This is a genomic window from Pseudoalteromonas haloplanktis ATCC 14393 (assembly GCF_000238355.1).
GTDB classification, from domain to species: Bacteria; Pseudomonadota; Gammaproteobacteria; order Enterobacterales; family Alteromonadaceae; genus Pseudoalteromonas; species Pseudoalteromonas haloplanktis.
The window spans coordinates 288,698-304,163 of sequence record NZ_AHCA01000003.1; the positions used below are offsets into that span (position 1 = coordinate 288,698).

A 15,466-nucleotide genomic window follows, 5' to 3' on the forward strand; every position below is an offset into this window, starting at 1 on the left:
TTGTCGTTGTAACGACGGCAATGCAATTTACACTTCCTCTCTCCCTTTATTAATTGCTTTAAAATTAGTCAACTATCAACGTTGATAAGCTATTTTAAGCTTAATTAACTTTGTCCCTATTTATCTATTTCTTGAACTGATTTAGAATCGCGCTTCTAATTTGTTTTAAGGAATTTCATGAAAAATCTGATAGTTATATTTTCATTACTTGCTTTGCTGTGCACTGCAAGCTTTGATGTTGAAGCACGTAAAAAATTCGGCAGTAAAAAGCGTGGTCAAACGCCAGAAACACAGCAAACTGCACAAAAACAACAAACAGATACCAACACACTCGCACCTGCTGCAAAGCCAAAATCAAGTAAAAAAGGCATGATGGCAGGTATTTTTGGTGGCTTATTAGCGGGAGGCTTAATTGCCTCGATGATGGGGGATGATTTTGAGGGAATGCAAATCTTCGAAATGATTTTAATGGCCGGTATTGCCTTTATCATCTTTAAACTGGTAATGGGTATTGTGCGCCGCAAAAGTGCCCCAGCGATGGCGCATTCGCAAGGCGGGTTCAATACTGGGCAGATGAAGCAAACTATCCCAGAGCACGCTACAGCAACGGGTTTTAATCACACCAATAGCGTACCATTTAACTTACCGCCTAATTTTGATATGAATGGCTTTTTACAAGGCGCTCGTAGCCATTACCACACTTTACAAACTGCGTGGAATAATGCTGATTATGTAACGATGGCTGAGTATTTAAGCCCCGAGTTGGTCGCTGAATTTAAAACTGAGCGTGAGGGCATTGAGAGCGTAGCTACTGAAGTAATGTTTATTGATGCTGAACTTGTTCGAGCGGATACACATCCTCAAAAATGGCAAGTCAGCGTGCGCTTCAAAGGTAAATACCGCGATCTTGGTGATAATAAAGAGGAGCCAATCTTAGAGATATGGCACTTAGAGCGTCTGACGACAGCTGATGCGCCTTGGTTAATTGTTGGCGTTGAAGACTTAATTGACAGTTAGAGCTAGATGCTAGGCAAAATAAAACCGCACAACAACAAGTGAGTGCGGTTTTTTTAGTCAATAAAACAATTAAATTGGATTATTTACAAACATCTGCAACGGCATTTGCAAAATAATCGATATTTGCTTGGCTGATACCAGCTACGTTTACACGGCTAGAACCAACGATATAAATACCATACTCTTTTTGTAAGCGTGTAATTTGCTCTTTATTAATACCTAGGAAAGAGAACATGCCATTTTGACGATCAATAAATGAGAAGTCTTGAGCGATACCTTTTGCTGCTAAGCTATCTTTGATCAAAGTACGTAGGCCGTTAATGCGGTTACGCATTTCATCAAGCTCACTGTGCCACTGCTGTGTAAGCTCAGTGCTGCTTAAAATTGTATTTACAATATCAGCACCATGTGCAGGTGGCATTGAGTAAATACTACGAACCACACTTAACATTACTGAGTTTGAAATATCCGCTGTTGCGCTATCTTTTGCGATGATTGAACATGCACCAACACGCTCACGGTATAAACCAAAGTTTTTCGAGCAAGACGAACAAATAATTAGCTCTTCAACCGCATTCGCTAAAATGCGTAAGCCATTTGCATCTTCCTCAAGGCTTGAACCAAAACCTTGATATGCAATATCAACAAGTGGCGTAAAACCAACTTCTTTAGCCAGCTCTGCAACCGTGTTCCACTGTGTTTCGTTTAAGTCCATACCACTTGGGTTATGGCAACATGCATGCACTAAAACAACATCACCTTTAGGCACTTGCTTAAGCGTGGCGATCATTTCATCAAATAGTAGATCTTTATTTTCGTAGTCGTAGTACGGGTATTCTTTAACTGTCAGCCCAGCCGCTTCAAATAAGCTAATGTGGTTTGCCCACGTAGGGTTGGTTACCCAAATAGTCGCGTTTGGGTTACAACGAGCAATAAATTCAGCAGCAACACGAAGTGCGCCTGTACCACCTGGGGCTTGCGCCGTACGTACACGATTAGCAAGTAATGCTTGGTGCTCACCTAATAATAGGTTTTCCATTTTTTGACAAAAATCTAAGTTACCCGCTAAACCAATGTATGATTTGCTGGTTTCATTTTCTAAGCGAAATGCTTCTGCTTTTTTAACAGCACTTAGCACTGGCGTGTTGCCAAATTCATCTTTATAAACACCAACCCCTAAGTCAATCTTATTTGGGTTAGTATCTTGCTTATAGGCCGCCATAAGGCCAAGAATAGGATCAGTTGGTAATGGTTTTAATACTGAGAACATTGACTATCTCTTTCGTTATTTAGGGGTTAGCTGTTGCACTTAGCTTAACATAAAAGCTCACTAGATTGACTAGTGTTATTTACACTAAAAAGTGAGGAATTTTAATACAGCACGCAATTAATAGCGCTAATATTTGTTGATTGAAAAAATCGTTATTAAAGGCTTCGCCATCGACGATTCCAACGCAGCGATTTTCGCTATCAAAAAGCGGTAAACAGGCCTCGGATTTTACTTTCGGGTCGCAAGTATAGTACTCCCCACCCTTCGCTAAATATTGCTCAACGTTATTGATCACCCGACCTTTACTGCTCAGCGCCACTTGCACATTGTTACTGCCTGCGGCAAATGCTTCAGTTAGGGGAAATAACGGCCTACTTGGTGCGCCAAAATAGGCAAGTTTAAGCAGTTGCTCACCCTCTGGTGTTGCAGTGCTTTGGTAGATGCCGTACCAATCTACATTGGTTTGTGCGACAACGTAATCAACAATCAACTGTAATTGAGCAAGTTTATGGCTGGTTTGCTGGTCTTGCTGTAAAAAATCAGTCAGTCTAAACGGCTCATCCTGTAAATAACCAAATAAGCTACACGCCCCACCCTCACCAAGCTCAGGGATTTGATACTGCCAACGAACAGCAGGAAGCGGGTGACTTGATAAATAATTTTCGAGCTTAGCAAGCTCATCAGCGACTAACTGAGCAGGCACATCTAACTGTGCAAGAGATAAATAAGAAGAAACCATTTAGCCATCCAAACATCTAAAAGAAGCAAATCATAGCATGGCAAAGCAACCACGACTAGCTTTGTTATTACTGTAATTTATAACACATTTCAATTTGGTTACCCGATGCGTTATAAGTCACCTGCTCTGCGATTTCTTCTAAAATAGAGAGGCCACGACCATGCTCTCGATTATTACTGGTAGCACTACTATCTGTGTTTGAAAAACCATTACCCGAATCACAAATAGTAAAATATAGGCTCAATGTTTCAGGGCAATAGCGTATATCGACAATGATCAGGGCATCCACTAACTTTGCCAGAGTGGCTTCTCTGAGTTGGTAATACTCAATAAAACCATCCTCTTTATTTTTAATCGCAGAATCAAGGCCTAACACGCCATGATCAAGCGCATTATTATAAGCCTCCGACAGCAACAAAAAAATATCTGAGCGATGCGCTTTAAGCCCGCCAACTTGCGACAAAACCTCGACAATTTCCAGCACCGGATCGGTTTGTTTTATTTGCTGAGAATTGAGTGTTAACGAAAAATTAAACGGTAATCGTGAGTACGGCTCTTGCTCTTCAGCCAAAGGAGGAACCGCAACACAATTAAACAACACTAAACTAAGATCATCTTGTTGTGCACTGCCATGAGCAAACTGTGTCACTTTAGCGATCACATCATGACTATTCACTTTCGCCTTACTGGCCAATGCCTCAATAAAACGCTGCTCGCCAAAAAATTCATCTTGTGCATTGGTGGTTTCAATTATGCCATCGGTAGCTAATACCAAGCGCATGCTCTCGTCTACTTCAAAATGAACTAATTCTCGCTCAAATTCATCGCTGTCTAAAACCCCCAATGCCATATGTTGTGACTCTAAGGTTTTTAGCACATTGCCATTTTGATCAATTAAATAAGCATCTGGTAGACCGCCAAGCCAGGCTGAAATACTTTTCCCTGAACTGCTTAACTCAATAATCGTCGCCGCACAAAACATATTACCTGGCAGTAATTGCGCTAGTATCGCATTAACTTCAGTGGCAATATCACTGACCGCCATGCCTTTATTAACCATAGTGTAAAAAACTTTAGACGCCGGTAACGCCCCCACAGCTGCTGCTAAGCCGTGGCCGGTAAAATCCCCCAGCATGCAATACAAACTGCCAATCGGACTTTGTCCGACTAAACACATATCACCATTAAACATCGAGGCGGGTGACAGATGAAAATCAATATTGTCAGTAAATTTATCTTGGTTCTCTAGCGCATTATTAAAAATATGCTCAACGATTTCGTGTTCGCGCTCAGTTTGGTTGTAATGATATTCCAAAAGCTTATTTTGCTCGTGAGTTTTTAAGCTTAATTTGCGGGTACGGCTGTGGGCTTTTATTTTTGCGGTTAAAATAACTTTATCGAACGGTTTATGAATAAAGTCATCGCCCCCCACTTCTAAACAGCGCTCAAAACTACTTTGGTCTTCTAACGAGGTAATAAAAATAACCGGTAGGTGTACTTCATTATAACGCTGTTTAATTTTTGCAGCGGTTTCGTAGCCATCCATAATAGGCATAATGACATCGAGTAACACAATATCAATGCTTTGCTGCTCTAATATAGCTAGCGCCTCAACGCCATTCTCGGCAGTGGATACCTGATAATCTTGTTGCTCCAACATCACTTTTAACAGCGTACAATTAAGAGGTTGATCATCAACAACAAGAATGTGCATCAATCAATATCAAACTTTTTATCAAATCGAGATATTTGTAGGATCTTCTTTAATTGTGGCTGACAATTACTTATTTGAATTGCATCAACAGAAGTGCCCAAGGTTTTTTTCATGTTTAATAGCATGCCAAGCGCCGAACTATCCATGTAATCGGTCTCACGCAGATCAATCACAATTTTAGCGGTTTTTTCGCTTATATCGGCATAGGCCTGTCGAAACGACTGCACTAAATTAAAGTCAAATTTCCCTTTAATTTGAATAGTGAGTGTCGCACCATCAGCTGAGGCACTCTTGCTTAAACTCATTAGTTAACTCCTGATCAGATTATCCATTCTTAATGAGTATTAAATATAACTGCTTAATGATAAATCAGCAAAAATAAAACCCGCCACACACAAATTTGTTATTAGATTTGTTATTATCTACTTCATTGTTTATTTAACTTTTTCAATGCAGGTTAAGCATGAGTGATAGTAATCTCGTTTATTCAACCGAAACAGGCCGGATCAGCCAACCCAAGCCAAGTAAAGAAGTGGCAAGTAAAGTATTTAAAGACGGCGCCCTGCGCATCGAACGCCAAACTAAAGGCCGTAAAGGCAAAGGTGTTATGTTAGTAACCGGCATCGACAGCGAACAACACGATCTAAAAAAACTCGCCAAAACAATCAAAAGTAAAATGGGCCAAGGCGGCGCAGTAAAAGACGGCATCATCGAAGTCCAAGGCGACGACCGCGAAAAACTCAAAGCCATTCTAGAAGCACTTAAATTCAAAGTAAAAATTGCCGGGGGCTAAGCCCCTCGGTTTTATAGTGTTTACGGGTATTTAATGAGTGATTCATGACTATCTGAGCGACGAGTTTGAGCGATAAGCAACTTCTACTGCTCCACTTTCGGCTACTGACTTGTACTTTTTCGTATGGTCAGGAATAGGAATGATTGGGTCGTATTTGCCCCAAGATAAAATCACCATTAGATTGTAATGCACTGTATAGCAATTAATTGGGATAAATGGTAAAAGTATACAATGTTGAAACGAGGCGACTTCAGGCAGAAAAATAATTCAATCGCTTGTGAACTAAGATTGTTATGAAGCCTGAACTAGAGCAACCTCTAACCAAGCGTTTTAAGGTTAAAATCAAACTGGCATCATCGTCTAACGGTAAGACATCGGTTACTAAAAGCGCTTATTCAAAACCGGAAATGCAGGTTCGAATCCTGACAATGCCACCACTATAGGCTCTATATGTCTGAAACGAAATATTTGAAAGTGTTCTTGGATGATATTGGACATAGCGTTCACTGTATGAACACGATCGCAGTTTCTCTTTCGAAATTAACTCAAGAAACAGCCCCTCCAAAAGAATTGAATATTTCTTGGAAGCCCGGAAATGTTAATAGCTCAAGCATTAATGCTAGGCGATTTGCAATAAAATCTTCGATTGTTTACTCGGTCGAAAGCCTGTTCGAATACTTATCAAAGATAAGCAAGGATTATTTTTGGCCAGGGACTAAAAAAAACTTTAATGAGTCACCAAAACAAAATACTTCGAAAGCGGATAGAGTTACGGATTTCTTAACAGGAATTCCATTTATTGAAAAAGAATGGATAATTTTGACTGAGCTACTCTGTCACTGGAGGAATAAAGTAGTTCATGCAAACTCATCAAATGCTTGCATCTCGAAGTCATCTAAGGAGTATTTGGAGGAAAGATCACAGCAAATATTCGATGATTTTCATCATTTCGATGTGAATATTGCTTTAGATAATTTCGGAAACAATAAATTTACACTAAAAGATGTTACAACCTTAATTACCATGCTCATAAAGTGTGCTAGGGCTGTCGACGCGTACTTTATATCAACAGCTAAATCTCTAAGCGTCTCTTCTATTCATGAGGCATTACTAGATAACTATTCCTTCCAATCCATTGTAAAACAGCAGGAAGGTGGTAAACGATATCGCCAATCCATAAAGTGGGTCGAATTGAATTATGGTTTTTTAGGCAGGGAGACAATTGAAAGTGTTGTTAAAGCTACAAACCAATCAACTTTGCGCCTTTGACGCTTGACGCAGCAAAACAGCGTCGGTTATTTAGGTGTTATTTCTTCTATATAAATTCGTTTAAATCTTATCATCAGCGCTGGGGGAATATTATGTCAAGCAAGAAGGAAACTCTCGGGAGGTTATATTTATGGCAAGTAGCTCTCGGAAGGATTAACGATCTTTTGGAACTAAGGCTACGAATTGTTCGTTTCAGTAGCACAGGAAGACCGCAGAATATTACTGAGTTATACGACACAGAGCGAGAAAGGTTAAAAACAGGTCTGCGACTTGAGGGAGAAGCATTAGACAACTTTGAAAATAAACATGGTTCGTTGTTCCCAGATATTCATGATGTTCACCTGATTGATGAGCTAATTACCGAAGAAATAATCATTAAATTTTGCACTATTTTTAACGTAGGTTATGGGAAACCTGGTGTAATTTCTAGAAATTATGAAGCGTTCTGGCAACCCATCCTTGATGAGCTGATTGCAGATGCATTTTCTGGTGAAATTAAGAAACGTTTTGATGAGTTTGTAGAAAATGCCAAAGCATATAGGGATCAGCAGGGCGCTCATTTTGATCAAGTGAGCTTTAATATGACGCATGGCGATAAACTTCCTAATGAAGATGGGCTTGTTTATATCGTAGGCTGGAATAGTGCTTTGCTTAGCTTTAATTGGGATTTTGTAGCTGAAAATATTCCAAAATTTAATAAGTCCTTAAATGACTATGTTAAAAAACTTCAACAAGAATCTAAAGGTGTAAATTAGAAGGTGGCTCCACCACATAAAAACCGCAGACAAGACGATGACTTTTCTAATGTGGCTGCGTCTTCACTACAAAACCACGCTTATTACAGGCGTGAAGATCCGCTATTAGCACTTTGAAGACAATCGATAATTCTAATTCCTAGTTTACGTCAGGCACTGTTATTAGCTGTCAGCAATTAGCGTATATTTTATAATGCCCAAAGCGCGAGATAAACTCGCGCCTACAACATACTCTCCTAGCTCCTAGTTACCTTGTATCTACGGCCTTTAATTTAACACCGCGCAAACTGACAGCTTACGGCTAACCACTTACAGCTTATAGCTACTTACCGCTGCGCTCAAAACACTACCGCTTTGCCGCGCCCTGAGGCTTCTGAGCCGGCATCAAGCTTACCATCGCGTTCGATAATCACGTGCATATCACCAAAACGGCGTTCATCAAGTGTATAACCCATTTTTTCAAGCGCTTTGACAACGCCGGCATCTAAACCTGGGTGATGACGAATAACGTTTTTAGGCCAAAGTTGATGATGAAAGCGTGGGCTGTTTACGACGTCATCAGCAGTCATATTAAATTCCACCGCGTTTAATATAGATTCATACACTGAGCTAATAATGGTGGTGCCACCTGGTGAGCCGGTGACCATTTTTACTTTATTATCTTTGAGTAAAATAGTTGGCGTCATTGAGCTAAGCATGCGCTTATGCGGCTGTATTTCGTTGGCTTTGCCGCCGAGCGCGCCAAAAACGTTCATCACCCCAGGTTTTGCGCTAAAGTCATCCATTTCATCATTAAGCAAAAAACCTGCGCCTGCGACCACTACGCCACTGCCGTAACCTAAGTTAATGGTAGTGGTATTCGATACTGCATTGCCCCATTTATCAACAATTGAAAAATGCGTGGTTTGTTCGCTTTCATATAGACCAGGTTTAATATCTTCGGTGGTCGATATTTTATCAAGGGTAATGGTACTACTGCGCTTTTTAAGGTAATCACTGGCGATTAACTCTGCTTTTGGTACATCGAAAAAGTCAGGATCACCTAAGTACTCTGCTCTATCGGCAAATACCCGTTTACCAATTTCAGCTAATAAATGAATATAGCCAGTCGAGTTATGTTCAAGGCCGGCGGCAGGTTTAGTCAACTCATACATTTTTAACCATTGTACAATTGCAATGCCGCCTGAACTTGGTGGTGGTGATGTCAGTACTTCATAACCATTCCAAGTTGCTTTCATTGGTGTACGTGACTTTGCTTGATACGCTTTTAAATCAGCAGCAGTGATAATCCCACCATGCTCACTCATAAAGTCTGCAATGATCTTGGCTGTTTCGCCTTCATAAAAGCCTGCTTTACCTTGGTCGCGAATTCGTTTTAAAGTAGCTGCAAGCTCTGGCTGCTTAAAGTTTTCATTGGCTTTGGCACTGGCGAAATAATCAGCAAAGTTAATCGTTCCGTCTTTTTTGGCCATACGCGCAATATAGCGCTCAATGCTGTTGGCCAGTTTTGGATGGACGATAAAGCCCTGTTCGGCGAGCTTAACAGCGGGCTGTACAAGGGTTTTCCAGTCAAGCGTGCCGTGTTTTTGGTGGGCAAGCCACATACCAGCTACGCTGCCAGGTACGCCACTGGCGTGAATACCGTAAACCGATTTATTGGCAATCACATTGCCTTTATCATCCAAGTACATATCACGGTGCGCCGCACTGGGGGCAGTTTCACGATAATCAATAAAGTCGCCTTGCCCGTCTTTTTGGATCAGCATAAAACCACCGCCTCCAATATTACCCGCCTCAGGTAAAGTAACCGCTAACACAAACTGGGCTGCAATTGCCGCATCAACAGCGTTGCCACCCTGCTCTAAAATAGCTCTGGCGGTATCACTACTATAACTATCGGGCATAGCAACAGCGGCTTGCGCGGTTTTGCCCGCTGCCAGTACCGTTATTTGTACTTGCATAATAACAAGACTGAAAATCAGCAAATGCTTAGCGCCTGAAAACATATTAAATTCCTTGTTTTTTCTATTTTTTAAATTATTTTATTACACTCATTAATACACACTCTGCAAACCTAGGTCAAACAACTCTATGCTGATTTAAACAAACTTACGATATAACACGGCGGGTAACTCACCAAACTCATCGCGATGTGAGTAATGTTCAACAAACTGCATACCCAGTTTTTCCATGACTTTAATCGAGGCGCGATTAGCTTCTAATGCCGTGGCACTAAGTGTATGTATAGCGTTGTGCTTTATAACTGCATCAGCAACGGCAGCTGCTGCTTCACTGGCATAGCCTTTTCCCCAACTTGCCCGCTTGAAGCGCCAACCAATTTCGATATCACTATGATCCGGCTGATCTGTAAAAAATCCCATAGGTCGAATCAGCACCCAACCTATAAAGGAATTACTTTCTGTTAGGTTTACTTGCCATAGCCCCCAGCCTAGTGATGGATTACGATAAGCTTGCATCCGTGGCATAAATATCTCTTTGATGGTGTCTATGGTACTTACCTTGCCACGCGTTAAGTGTGCCATCACTTGTGGATCACTATCTAGTTCAAGTAATAAGGCACTGTCATTTTCATCCATTAATTTAAAGTGCAAGCGTGCTGTTCTAGGTACATTCATTTTATAGCCTGTATATTGCTTGTTTTGAGATTGTCATTAATACTGTACCTAAGGAAATACTCCTTAGTAAATCAATCCTTTTATTAGAGAACCAATATGAACAAATTAGTAAGCTTAGTTTTATTAGGATGTGTGGCGTTAACTGGCTGTGAAGATGCCGACGAAGTAAAAAAAGATGCAGCAGAAGCCAAAGCACAAGCTCAGCAAGCGCTCAATGATGCTTGGGATGAAGTGAAAGAAACCACCAATGAATTTAAAGGTGAAACACTTGAGGAATTACTACAGGAGAGTAAAAAACTTGGCCTTGATATGTACGACGATGGCAAAGATGTGGCCCTTGATGCCTGGATTGAAAGTAAAGAAGCCGCTGGCGAATTAACAGAGAAAACCAAGCAAAAAGCGCAAGAACTCGCTGACGAGTTAAAAGCCGCACGCGAAGAGCGCGAACAAGAAAATAACAATTAATACTTATACTGTTAGGCTGTCATTGTGACAGCCTAACTAATTCATTATCATTAAAATATCATCCTACTTTCTTTTACCATCTATATCGTCCCGCGTACTTTGTTAAACCTATAATAAAAAACACTAAATCAATGTAAATTTGTCGATAATTTACGTGTTTACTCCTATACTCCAGCTGAAATCAACATACAAAACTAGTAGGATACACAATGAAAAAACTGCCTATCGCAATTGCAATTTGCGCAGCCTGTTTATCTGCCCCCTCATATGCAGAAATACGTATAAATGGTTTTGCTTCCATCGTTGGCGGTAAAACACTGGATGATGATTCGTCACTGTATGGGTACGACAACGACATTTCATTTAAAAATGAGAGCGTGTTTGCTTTACAGTTATCAGCAGATCTGCAAGACAAACTCAGTGCGACAGCACAAATTGTTGCTCGCGGTGAAAATGATTTTGATGCCGAATTTGAATGGGCTTACTTAACATACGAGTTTACCGATGAGCTGCAACTCAGTGCGGGTAAAATGCGTGTGCCTTTTTATCGTTATTCTGACTTTTTGGATGTGGGTTATGCCTACCGCTGGGTAAGACCTCCTCAATCAGTTTATAACATTCCATTTTCTACCTATGAAGGTTTGAGCTTACTTCATACCTCACAACTCGGTGACTGGGACTCAACAGTGCAAGTTATTTACGGAGGCTATGACGGTACTATTGCGGTTGTATCTGTAAATGGTGACACAGAACTTAATGATATTGCCGGTATTAACTGGACCTTGAGCTACGACTGGTTTAGTGCTCGCGCAGCCTATTTTGTAGCTGACACCTCTATTGCTATCGAAAATGATACGCCAACAGGGGTCGCCCTTAATGAATTAGAAGAAGCCCTTCGTAACGCGGGGTTTGTTGATCAAGCAAATAACATTGCTGTGGACGAAGACGACGGCTCTTTTCTTGCTTTAGGGGTTTCAATTGATTACAACAACTTGTTATTTGATGCCGAATACACGGAGTTTGAAGTTGATAACAGCGCTTTGGCGAAACAAACTCAGTATTATACCTCTGTGGGGTATCGAATGGATGAGTGGATCGTTCATTTAACTTACGAAAACAACGACGATAAACATGAAAGTAACCGCTATAACGCACTACCCGCTGTGCCACCACTTAATCAAGGCATTAATTTAGTGTTAGAAGGCTCAAAAGCTAAAAGTAACGTATACACTATTGGCACACGTTATGACTTCCATCCATCTGCAGCGCTAAAGGTTGATTTTAGTCGTTTTAAAGATGATATTTCTGATACTGAAACGGATGTGATTGCCGTTGCTGTTGATTTAGTTTTTTAAGGGGAATAGTCATGAAAAAACTAATTTTAGCAGGACTACTTTCTGTATGTTCGTTTAGCGTACTGGCCGATATTGCAGTGATCGTCAATGCAAATAATGGTAATGCTATAGACCAAACTGAGATCAAAAAAATCTACCTTGGTAAAAGCAAGTCTTTCGCAGATGGTACGAAAGTAAATCCAGTCAATCAAAACGGCAATAACGTGGCTGATGAATTTAATGACAAAGTAGTTGGTAAATCAAGTAGCCAACTTAATGCCTATTGGTCAAAACTGGTGTTTACTGGTAAAGGCACGCCACCAGAAAAGTTAGATAATGATCAAGCTGTAATCGATTTTGTTAGCAGTAATGCTGATTCAATTGGCTATATTGATAGCAGCAAAGTAACTGATAGCGTAAAAGTTATCGCGACGTTTTAATCGTTTTAACGCTTTTTAACTCGAAAACAACGCCTTGTGGTTATAAATCATAAGGCGTTGTTTATTTTTTTGCGTAGTGAAAATAAAGTTTACTTACTCCACTTTGAATTTAGCGGTGGCATCTAATAAATTATCAGAGAGATAATGAAGGTTTTTAGCAACATCACGCACAGCGGTAAGCGATGCCATGGTATCTTCAAACGACATATGCATATTAGAGACGTTTTCAACGACCATTGCCGCAACCGATGTTTGCTCCTCCGTGGCTGCTGCAATTTGCGAATTCATACCATTAATTTCGAGCATTTGCTCCGCAATTTTTTCAATTGATATACCCGTGTTTTCTGCTGCTTTTGCATTGTTACCGGCCATATCGCGTGCAGTTGTCATGGCGCTGACCGATTCATTTGCAGCACTGGTTAGGGTATTTAATAACTCACGGATTTCGTTGGTTGATTTTGCAGTACGTGAAGCAAGCTCTCTTACTTCGTCTGCAACGACTGCGAAACCACGCCCTTGCTCACCCGCTCTTGCCGCCTCAATTGCTGCGTTAAGCGCTAATAGGTTTGTTTGTTCGGCAATTGCAGTGATCACATTGAGTATTTGCGTCACATTTTTTGTGTCATCCGCTAACTTATTAATTGTTGTAGCAGCACGATTAATTTCAGCACTTAAGGTTTGCGACTGTGATACCGATGTTTGAATTTGCGAACGGCTTTGCTCAACTTCTTGTTCAGCCATTTGTGCTGCACGTGACGCACTTGCCGCTGAATGTGAGATATCCCCTACACTTTGTTTCATTTCTTCCATTGACTGCTTAACTATCTCTGCATCCGCGGTTTGCTTGCTCGTCGCCTTTTCCGCTTGCTCCATCCCCTGTACTAAACGGGTTGAATTTTCCATTAGTGGTTCACACACTGCCATCACTTCTAATACTGATTCTTTAAGCAAAGCAATAAAGGTATTAAAATTAATCGAGACTTGGCCGATTTCATCTTCACTTCGCACCGTAAGCTGCGTGCTCAAAGAGCCTTTACCCTCGCCTAACAAGTGTAAATTTGCCGCGGCATCACTGGCTGCAGCGGCAATACCACGTGCAATCCAAATTGCCATAAATAATAGTAATAACAAGGAGACGGATGAAACAACTAACATTAAGGTTAATGCCTGATCTGAACGTGATTTGGTATTTTTTACTAATTCAAAAAAGCGATCATCGGCACGTTGCTGAGCGACTTTAAGGCTTTGCAACACGGAATTATACATATTCGTTTTAGCTTGAGCTTGTTGTTGGATTTTACTAAAGTCGGCTGTACCGCTGATCATATCATTAGCAATTTTTGATGAAATAGCAGCGTAGTCAGTTAATTGTTTGCGTGTTTGGCTGTCAATGTAGTTGCTATTAATATTGTTTATCGCATCAAGGTTTGCTGTTAGTAAAGTCAAGGTCTCTTTAGCTTTATCAACAAGATCCTGCTCACCAAATGTAACGGCTTGAGTATAAAGCTCGTCTAACTTCTCAAGTAACCCTACATTGGCAGAAGTTAGTTTTACTACTTGATAAGAGGTCTTTTCAAGTTCGTCCAATGAACCTCGATTGTCTTTCATGGCAATATAATTAATCAACACAATTACTATAAAAGCAATAACTGCAATGCATGTTATAGCGTGAATTTTTTTACTGATGCTTAGGTTTTGAAAAGACAAACTTGAAGCCATGCTATTTACCCTATTATTTTAACTGTGTGTATTATCGGCCTATTACCTGTAAGTGTTAACTATATTTTTAATTTATCTAGCTTTATTGCCCAAAAAGCATAAAAACAATAAAAAAGTAAAATGACACCTTGCCGAGCTAAAAACTTAATTATGAAATCAATCGCTTACTTTGTGATTTATAGACTATTATTTAAGCGTTGAATTATTTGCCACGTTTGGCAATATAATTACAGACCACCTCGATATATAACACCATATTGAGCTTGTTTAGCATACGTACCGGAAATACAAATGAAAGGAGTATCAACCTTGGCTATTAAACACTTTTTAAAACCTTTGCTATTAAGCGGCGCTTTAGCAGCTGTTTTAACCGGTTGTCAGCTTACACAACCGAGCTTACCCGCCATTAGCGATAGCGGCACTAAACAACTCGGGCACGTTGTTTGGCACGACTTAGTAACACCCGACCTAAAGCAATCACAAACTTTCTATCAAGCTGTATTCGATTGGCAGTTCCGAGCTGTTAATGATGATTACGTTTTAGTCAGTACAAATGGGCAAGTCATTGCTGGTATGGCTAAGTTAGATAACAAACAAAATAATAGCCACTGGCTTGCACTCGTGTCAGTTGCTGATGTTGATAGCGTGATCAATGCCACTCGCTCAGCAGGTGGTAAAACCTTAATTGGTAAAACAACGATTACAGGACGAGGAGATATTGCGGTACTTGAAGATCCACAAGGTGCTTTATTCTCTGTCATTAACACGATCAATGGCGATCCAAGCCTAACCATAAATAACAATAGTTGGATCTGGCAAGAAGTATGGAGTGATGATCCCGCTGCCAGCAGCGCATTTTATCAGCAGCTTGCAGGGTATAGCACGGCACAGAAAACACTGTTTGGAGCCAACTATTCGTTCTTAAAAATAAACAACAGCCCTGCTTTTGGATTTGTAAAAAAACCAGACACTGAAATAGGTAATACGTGGGTTAACTATATTAAGGTAGCTGATGTTGATGCAACGATATTAAAAGTAACGGCCGCAGGCGGACAAGTGCTAATGGCCCCTAATGATGCAGTCCGTAATGGTACTGTTGCAATAATTCGTGATCCAGCAGGCGCTGGTTTAGTGATCCAGGAGACTACAAAATGAAAAAGCGATTAATAAAAATAGCCAGCATAAGCGCCATGACTCTTTTATTAGCTTCATGCAGCCCCTACGCAAGTTTAAATGTAAGCGCCCCTTTTAAAGTAGGCCCTGTGTACGTAAACCCAAGCATTGGGGTTGGTGGTTCATTGTAAGAGTCAAGCTG

At 40.5% G+C, this 15,466-nt stretch carries 16 protein-coding genes and 1 tRNA gene; 10 read left to right on the top strand and 7 right to left on the bottom strand.

Annotated features, from left to right (window positions below; translation table 11 throughout):
• The first annotated feature begins 177 nt into the window (after nt 1-177).
• Nucleotides 178-1,017 (top strand): Tim44 domain-containing protein, encoded by an 840-nt coding sequence (locus PHAL_RS0108425; RefSeq protein ID WP_016707952.1) that lies wholly within the window; start codon nt 178-180, stop codon nt 1,015-1,017.
• 79 nt (nt 1,018-1,096) lie between these two features.
• Here PHAL_RS0108425 and PHAL_RS0108430 read toward each other — a convergent pair whose 3' ends face one another.
• The 4 genes from PHAL_RS0108430 to PHAL_RS0108445 all read right to left on the bottom strand — a co-directional run bounded on the left by PHAL_RS0108430 (nt 1,097) and on the right by PHAL_RS0108445 (nt 5,045).
• Nucleotides 1,097-2,287: an amino acid aminotransferase gene (locus PHAL_RS0108430; RefSeq protein WP_016707953.1), complete on the bottom strand. Its 1,191-nt coding sequence runs from the start codon at nt 2,285-2,287 to the stop codon at nt 1,097-1,099.
• 79 nt (nt 2,288-2,366) lie between these two features.
• Complete coding sequence (locus PHAL_RS0108435; protein WP_016707954.1) at nt 2,367-3,026, bottom strand: histidine kinase; 660 nt, start codon at nt 3,024-3,026, stop codon at nt 2,367-2,369.
• A 67-nt stretch (nt 3,027-3,093) separates the two neighbouring features.
• The gene (locus PHAL_RS0108440) at nt 3,094-4,740 is read right to left on the bottom strand and encodes a fused response regulator/phosphatase (RefSeq protein ID WP_036980672.1); all 1,647 of its coding nucleotides are present in this window, start codon (nt 4,738-4,740) and stop codon (nt 3,094-3,096) included.
• Nucleotides 4,740-5,045, bottom strand: coding sequence for an STAS domain-containing protein (locus PHAL_RS0108445; protein WP_016707956.1), 306 nt, complete (start codon nt 5,043-5,045; stop codon nt 4,740-4,742). Before PHAL_RS0108445 ends, PHAL_RS0108440 begins: the two co-directional genes overlap by 1 nt.
• 158 nt (nt 5,046-5,203) lie before the next feature.
• On the opposite strand from PHAL_RS0108445, the gene PHAL_RS0108450 reads away from it, so the two are divergent.
• From PHAL_RS0108450 to PHAL_RS0108460, 4 genes are all read left to right on the top strand, one after another.
• Nucleotides 5,204-5,533 carry a translation initiation factor gene (locus PHAL_RS0108450; protein ID WP_016707957.1) on the top strand — a complete coding sequence of 110 codons (330 nt, stop codon included), beginning with the start codon at nt 5,204-5,206 and terminating at the stop codon, nt 5,531-5,533.
• A 349-nt stretch (nt 5,534-5,882) separates the two neighbouring features.
• Nucleotides 5,883-5,970, top strand: a tRNA-OTHER gene (locus PHAL_RS24230).
• 13 nt (nt 5,971-5,983) lie between these two features.
• On the top strand, nt 5,984-6,802 hold the full coding sequence (locus tag PHAL_RS0108455) for a hypothetical protein (protein WP_016707958.1): 819 nt from the start codon (nt 5,984-5,986) through the stop codon (nt 6,800-6,802).
• Nucleotides 6,803-6,894: 92 nt separating this feature from the next.
• On the top strand, nt 6,895-7,557 hold the full coding sequence (locus tag PHAL_RS0108460; RefSeq protein WP_016707959.1) for a hypothetical protein: 663 nt from the start codon (nt 6,895-6,897) through the stop codon (nt 7,555-7,557).
• Between the two features lie 338 nt (nt 7,558-7,895).
• On the opposite strand, the gene ggt is transcribed toward PHAL_RS0108460, so the two are convergent.
• Nucleotides 7,896-9,518 (bottom strand): gamma-glutamyltransferase, encoded by a 1,623-nt coding sequence (ggt, locus tag PHAL_RS0108465; protein WP_374954833.1) that lies wholly within the window; start codon nt 9,516-9,518, stop codon nt 7,896-7,898.
• Nucleotides 9,519-9,656: 138 nt separating this feature from the next.
• On the bottom strand, nt 9,657-10,193 hold the full coding sequence (locus PHAL_RS0108470) for a GNAT family N-acetyltransferase (protein ID WP_016707961.1): 537 nt from the start codon (nt 10,191-10,193) through the stop codon (nt 9,657-9,659).
• Nucleotides 10,194-10,289: 96 nt separating this feature from the next.
• Here PHAL_RS0108470 and PHAL_RS0108475 point away from each other — a divergent pair, with 96 nt between their 5' ends.
• The 3 genes from PHAL_RS0108475 (at nt 10,290) to PHAL_RS0108485 (ending at nt 12,432) form a co-directional block, all read left to right on the top strand.
• Nucleotides 10,290-10,658: a hypothetical protein gene (locus tag PHAL_RS0108475; protein ID WP_016707962.1), complete on the top strand. Its 369-nt coding sequence runs from the start codon at nt 10,290-10,292 to the stop codon at nt 10,656-10,658.
• A 209-nt stretch (nt 10,659-10,867) separates the two neighbouring features.
• Nucleotides 10,868-12,013, top strand: a complete 1,146-nt coding sequence (locus tag PHAL_RS0108480) for a porin (RefSeq protein WP_016707963.1) — start codon at nt 10,868-10,870, stop codon at nt 12,011-12,013.
• 11 nt (nt 12,014-12,024) lie between these two features.
• Complete coding sequence (locus PHAL_RS0108485) at nt 12,025-12,432, top strand: phosphate ABC transporter substrate-binding protein (RefSeq protein ID WP_016707964.1); 408 nt, start codon at nt 12,025-12,027, stop codon at nt 12,430-12,432.
• 93 nt (nt 12,433-12,525) lie between these two features.
• Here PHAL_RS0108485 and PHAL_RS0108490 read toward each other — a convergent pair whose 3' ends face one another.
• Nucleotides 12,526-14,151: a methyl-accepting chemotaxis protein gene (locus PHAL_RS0108490; protein WP_016707965.1), complete on the bottom strand. Its 1,626-nt coding sequence runs from the start codon at nt 14,149-14,151 to the stop codon at nt 12,526-12,528.
• A 291-nt stretch (nt 14,152-14,442) separates the two neighbouring features.
• Between PHAL_RS0108490 and PHAL_RS0108495 the strand changes: the two genes are divergently transcribed.
• Together PHAL_RS0108495 and PHAL_RS24235 are read left to right on the top strand one after the other, a co-directional pair.
• Nucleotides 14,443-15,306, top strand: coding sequence for a VOC family protein (locus PHAL_RS0108495; RefSeq protein ID WP_138973938.1), 864 nt, complete (start codon nt 14,443-14,445; stop codon nt 15,304-15,306).
• The gene (locus PHAL_RS24235; protein WP_016707967.1) at nt 15,303-15,455 is read left to right on the top strand and encodes a hypothetical protein; all 153 of its coding nucleotides are present in this window, start codon (nt 15,303-15,305) and stop codon (nt 15,453-15,455) included. The genes PHAL_RS0108495 and PHAL_RS24235 overlap by 4 nt, the downstream gene beginning before the upstream one ends.
• Nucleotides 15,456-15,466 lie beyond the last annotated feature (11 nt).

Bases quoted from the DNA above. Each gene is read 5' to 3' on its own strand.
- PHAL_RS0108425 (WP_016707952.1), top strand. From the start codon at position 178: ATGAAAAATCTGATAGTTATATTTTCATTACTTGCTTTGCTGTGCACT.
- PHAL_RS0108430 (WP_016707953.1), bottom strand. From the start codon at position 2,287: ATGTTCTCAGTATTAAAACCATTACCAACTGATCCTATTCTTGGCCTT.
- PHAL_RS0108435 (WP_016707954.1), bottom strand. From the start codon at position 3,026: ATGGTTTCTTCTTATTTATCTCTTGCACAGTTAGATGTGCCTGCTCAG.
- PHAL_RS0108440 (WP_036980672.1), bottom strand. From the start codon at position 4,740: ATGCACATTCTTGTTGTTGATGATCAACCTCTTAATTGTACGCTGTTA.
- PHAL_RS0108445 (WP_016707956.1), bottom strand. From the start codon at position 5,045: ATGAGTTTAAGCAAGAGTGCCTCAGCTGATGGTGCGACACTCACTATT.
- PHAL_RS0108450 (WP_016707957.1), top strand. From the start codon at position 5,204: ATGAGTGATAGTAATCTCGTTTATTCAACCGAAACAGGCCGGATCAGC.
- PHAL_RS0108455 (WP_016707958.1), top strand. From the start codon at position 5,984: ATGTCTGAAACGAAATATTTGAAAGTGTTCTTGGATGATATTGGACAT.
- PHAL_RS0108460 (WP_016707959.1), top strand. From the start codon at position 6,895: ATGTCAAGCAAGAAGGAAACTCTCGGGAGGTTATATTTATGGCAAGTA.
- ggt (WP_374954833.1), bottom strand. From the start codon at position 9,518: ATGCAAGTACAAATAACGGTACTGGCAGCGGGCAAAACCGCGCAAGCC.
- PHAL_RS0108470 (WP_016707961.1), bottom strand. From the start codon at position 10,193: ATGAATGTACCTAGAACAGCACGCTTGCACTTTAAATTAATGGATGAA.
- PHAL_RS0108475 (WP_016707962.1), top strand. From the start codon at position 10,290: ATGAACAAATTAGTAAGCTTAGTTTTATTAGGATGTGTGGCGTTAACT.
- PHAL_RS0108480 (WP_016707963.1), top strand. From the start codon at position 10,868: ATGAAAAAACTGCCTATCGCAATTGCAATTTGCGCAGCCTGTTTATCT.
- PHAL_RS0108485 (WP_016707964.1), top strand. From the start codon at position 12,025: ATGAAAAAACTAATTTTAGCAGGACTACTTTCTGTATGTTCGTTTAGC.
- PHAL_RS0108490 (WP_016707965.1), bottom strand. From the start codon at position 14,151: ATGGCTTCAAGTTTGTCTTTTCAAAACCTAAGCATCAGTAAAAAAATT.
- PHAL_RS0108495 (WP_138973938.1), top strand. From the start codon at position 14,443: ATGAAAGGAGTATCAACCTTGGCTATTAAACACTTTTTAAAACCTTTG.
- PHAL_RS24235 (WP_016707967.1), top strand. From the start codon at position 15,303: ATGAAAAAGCGATTAATAAAAATAGCCAGCATAAGCGCCATGACTCTT.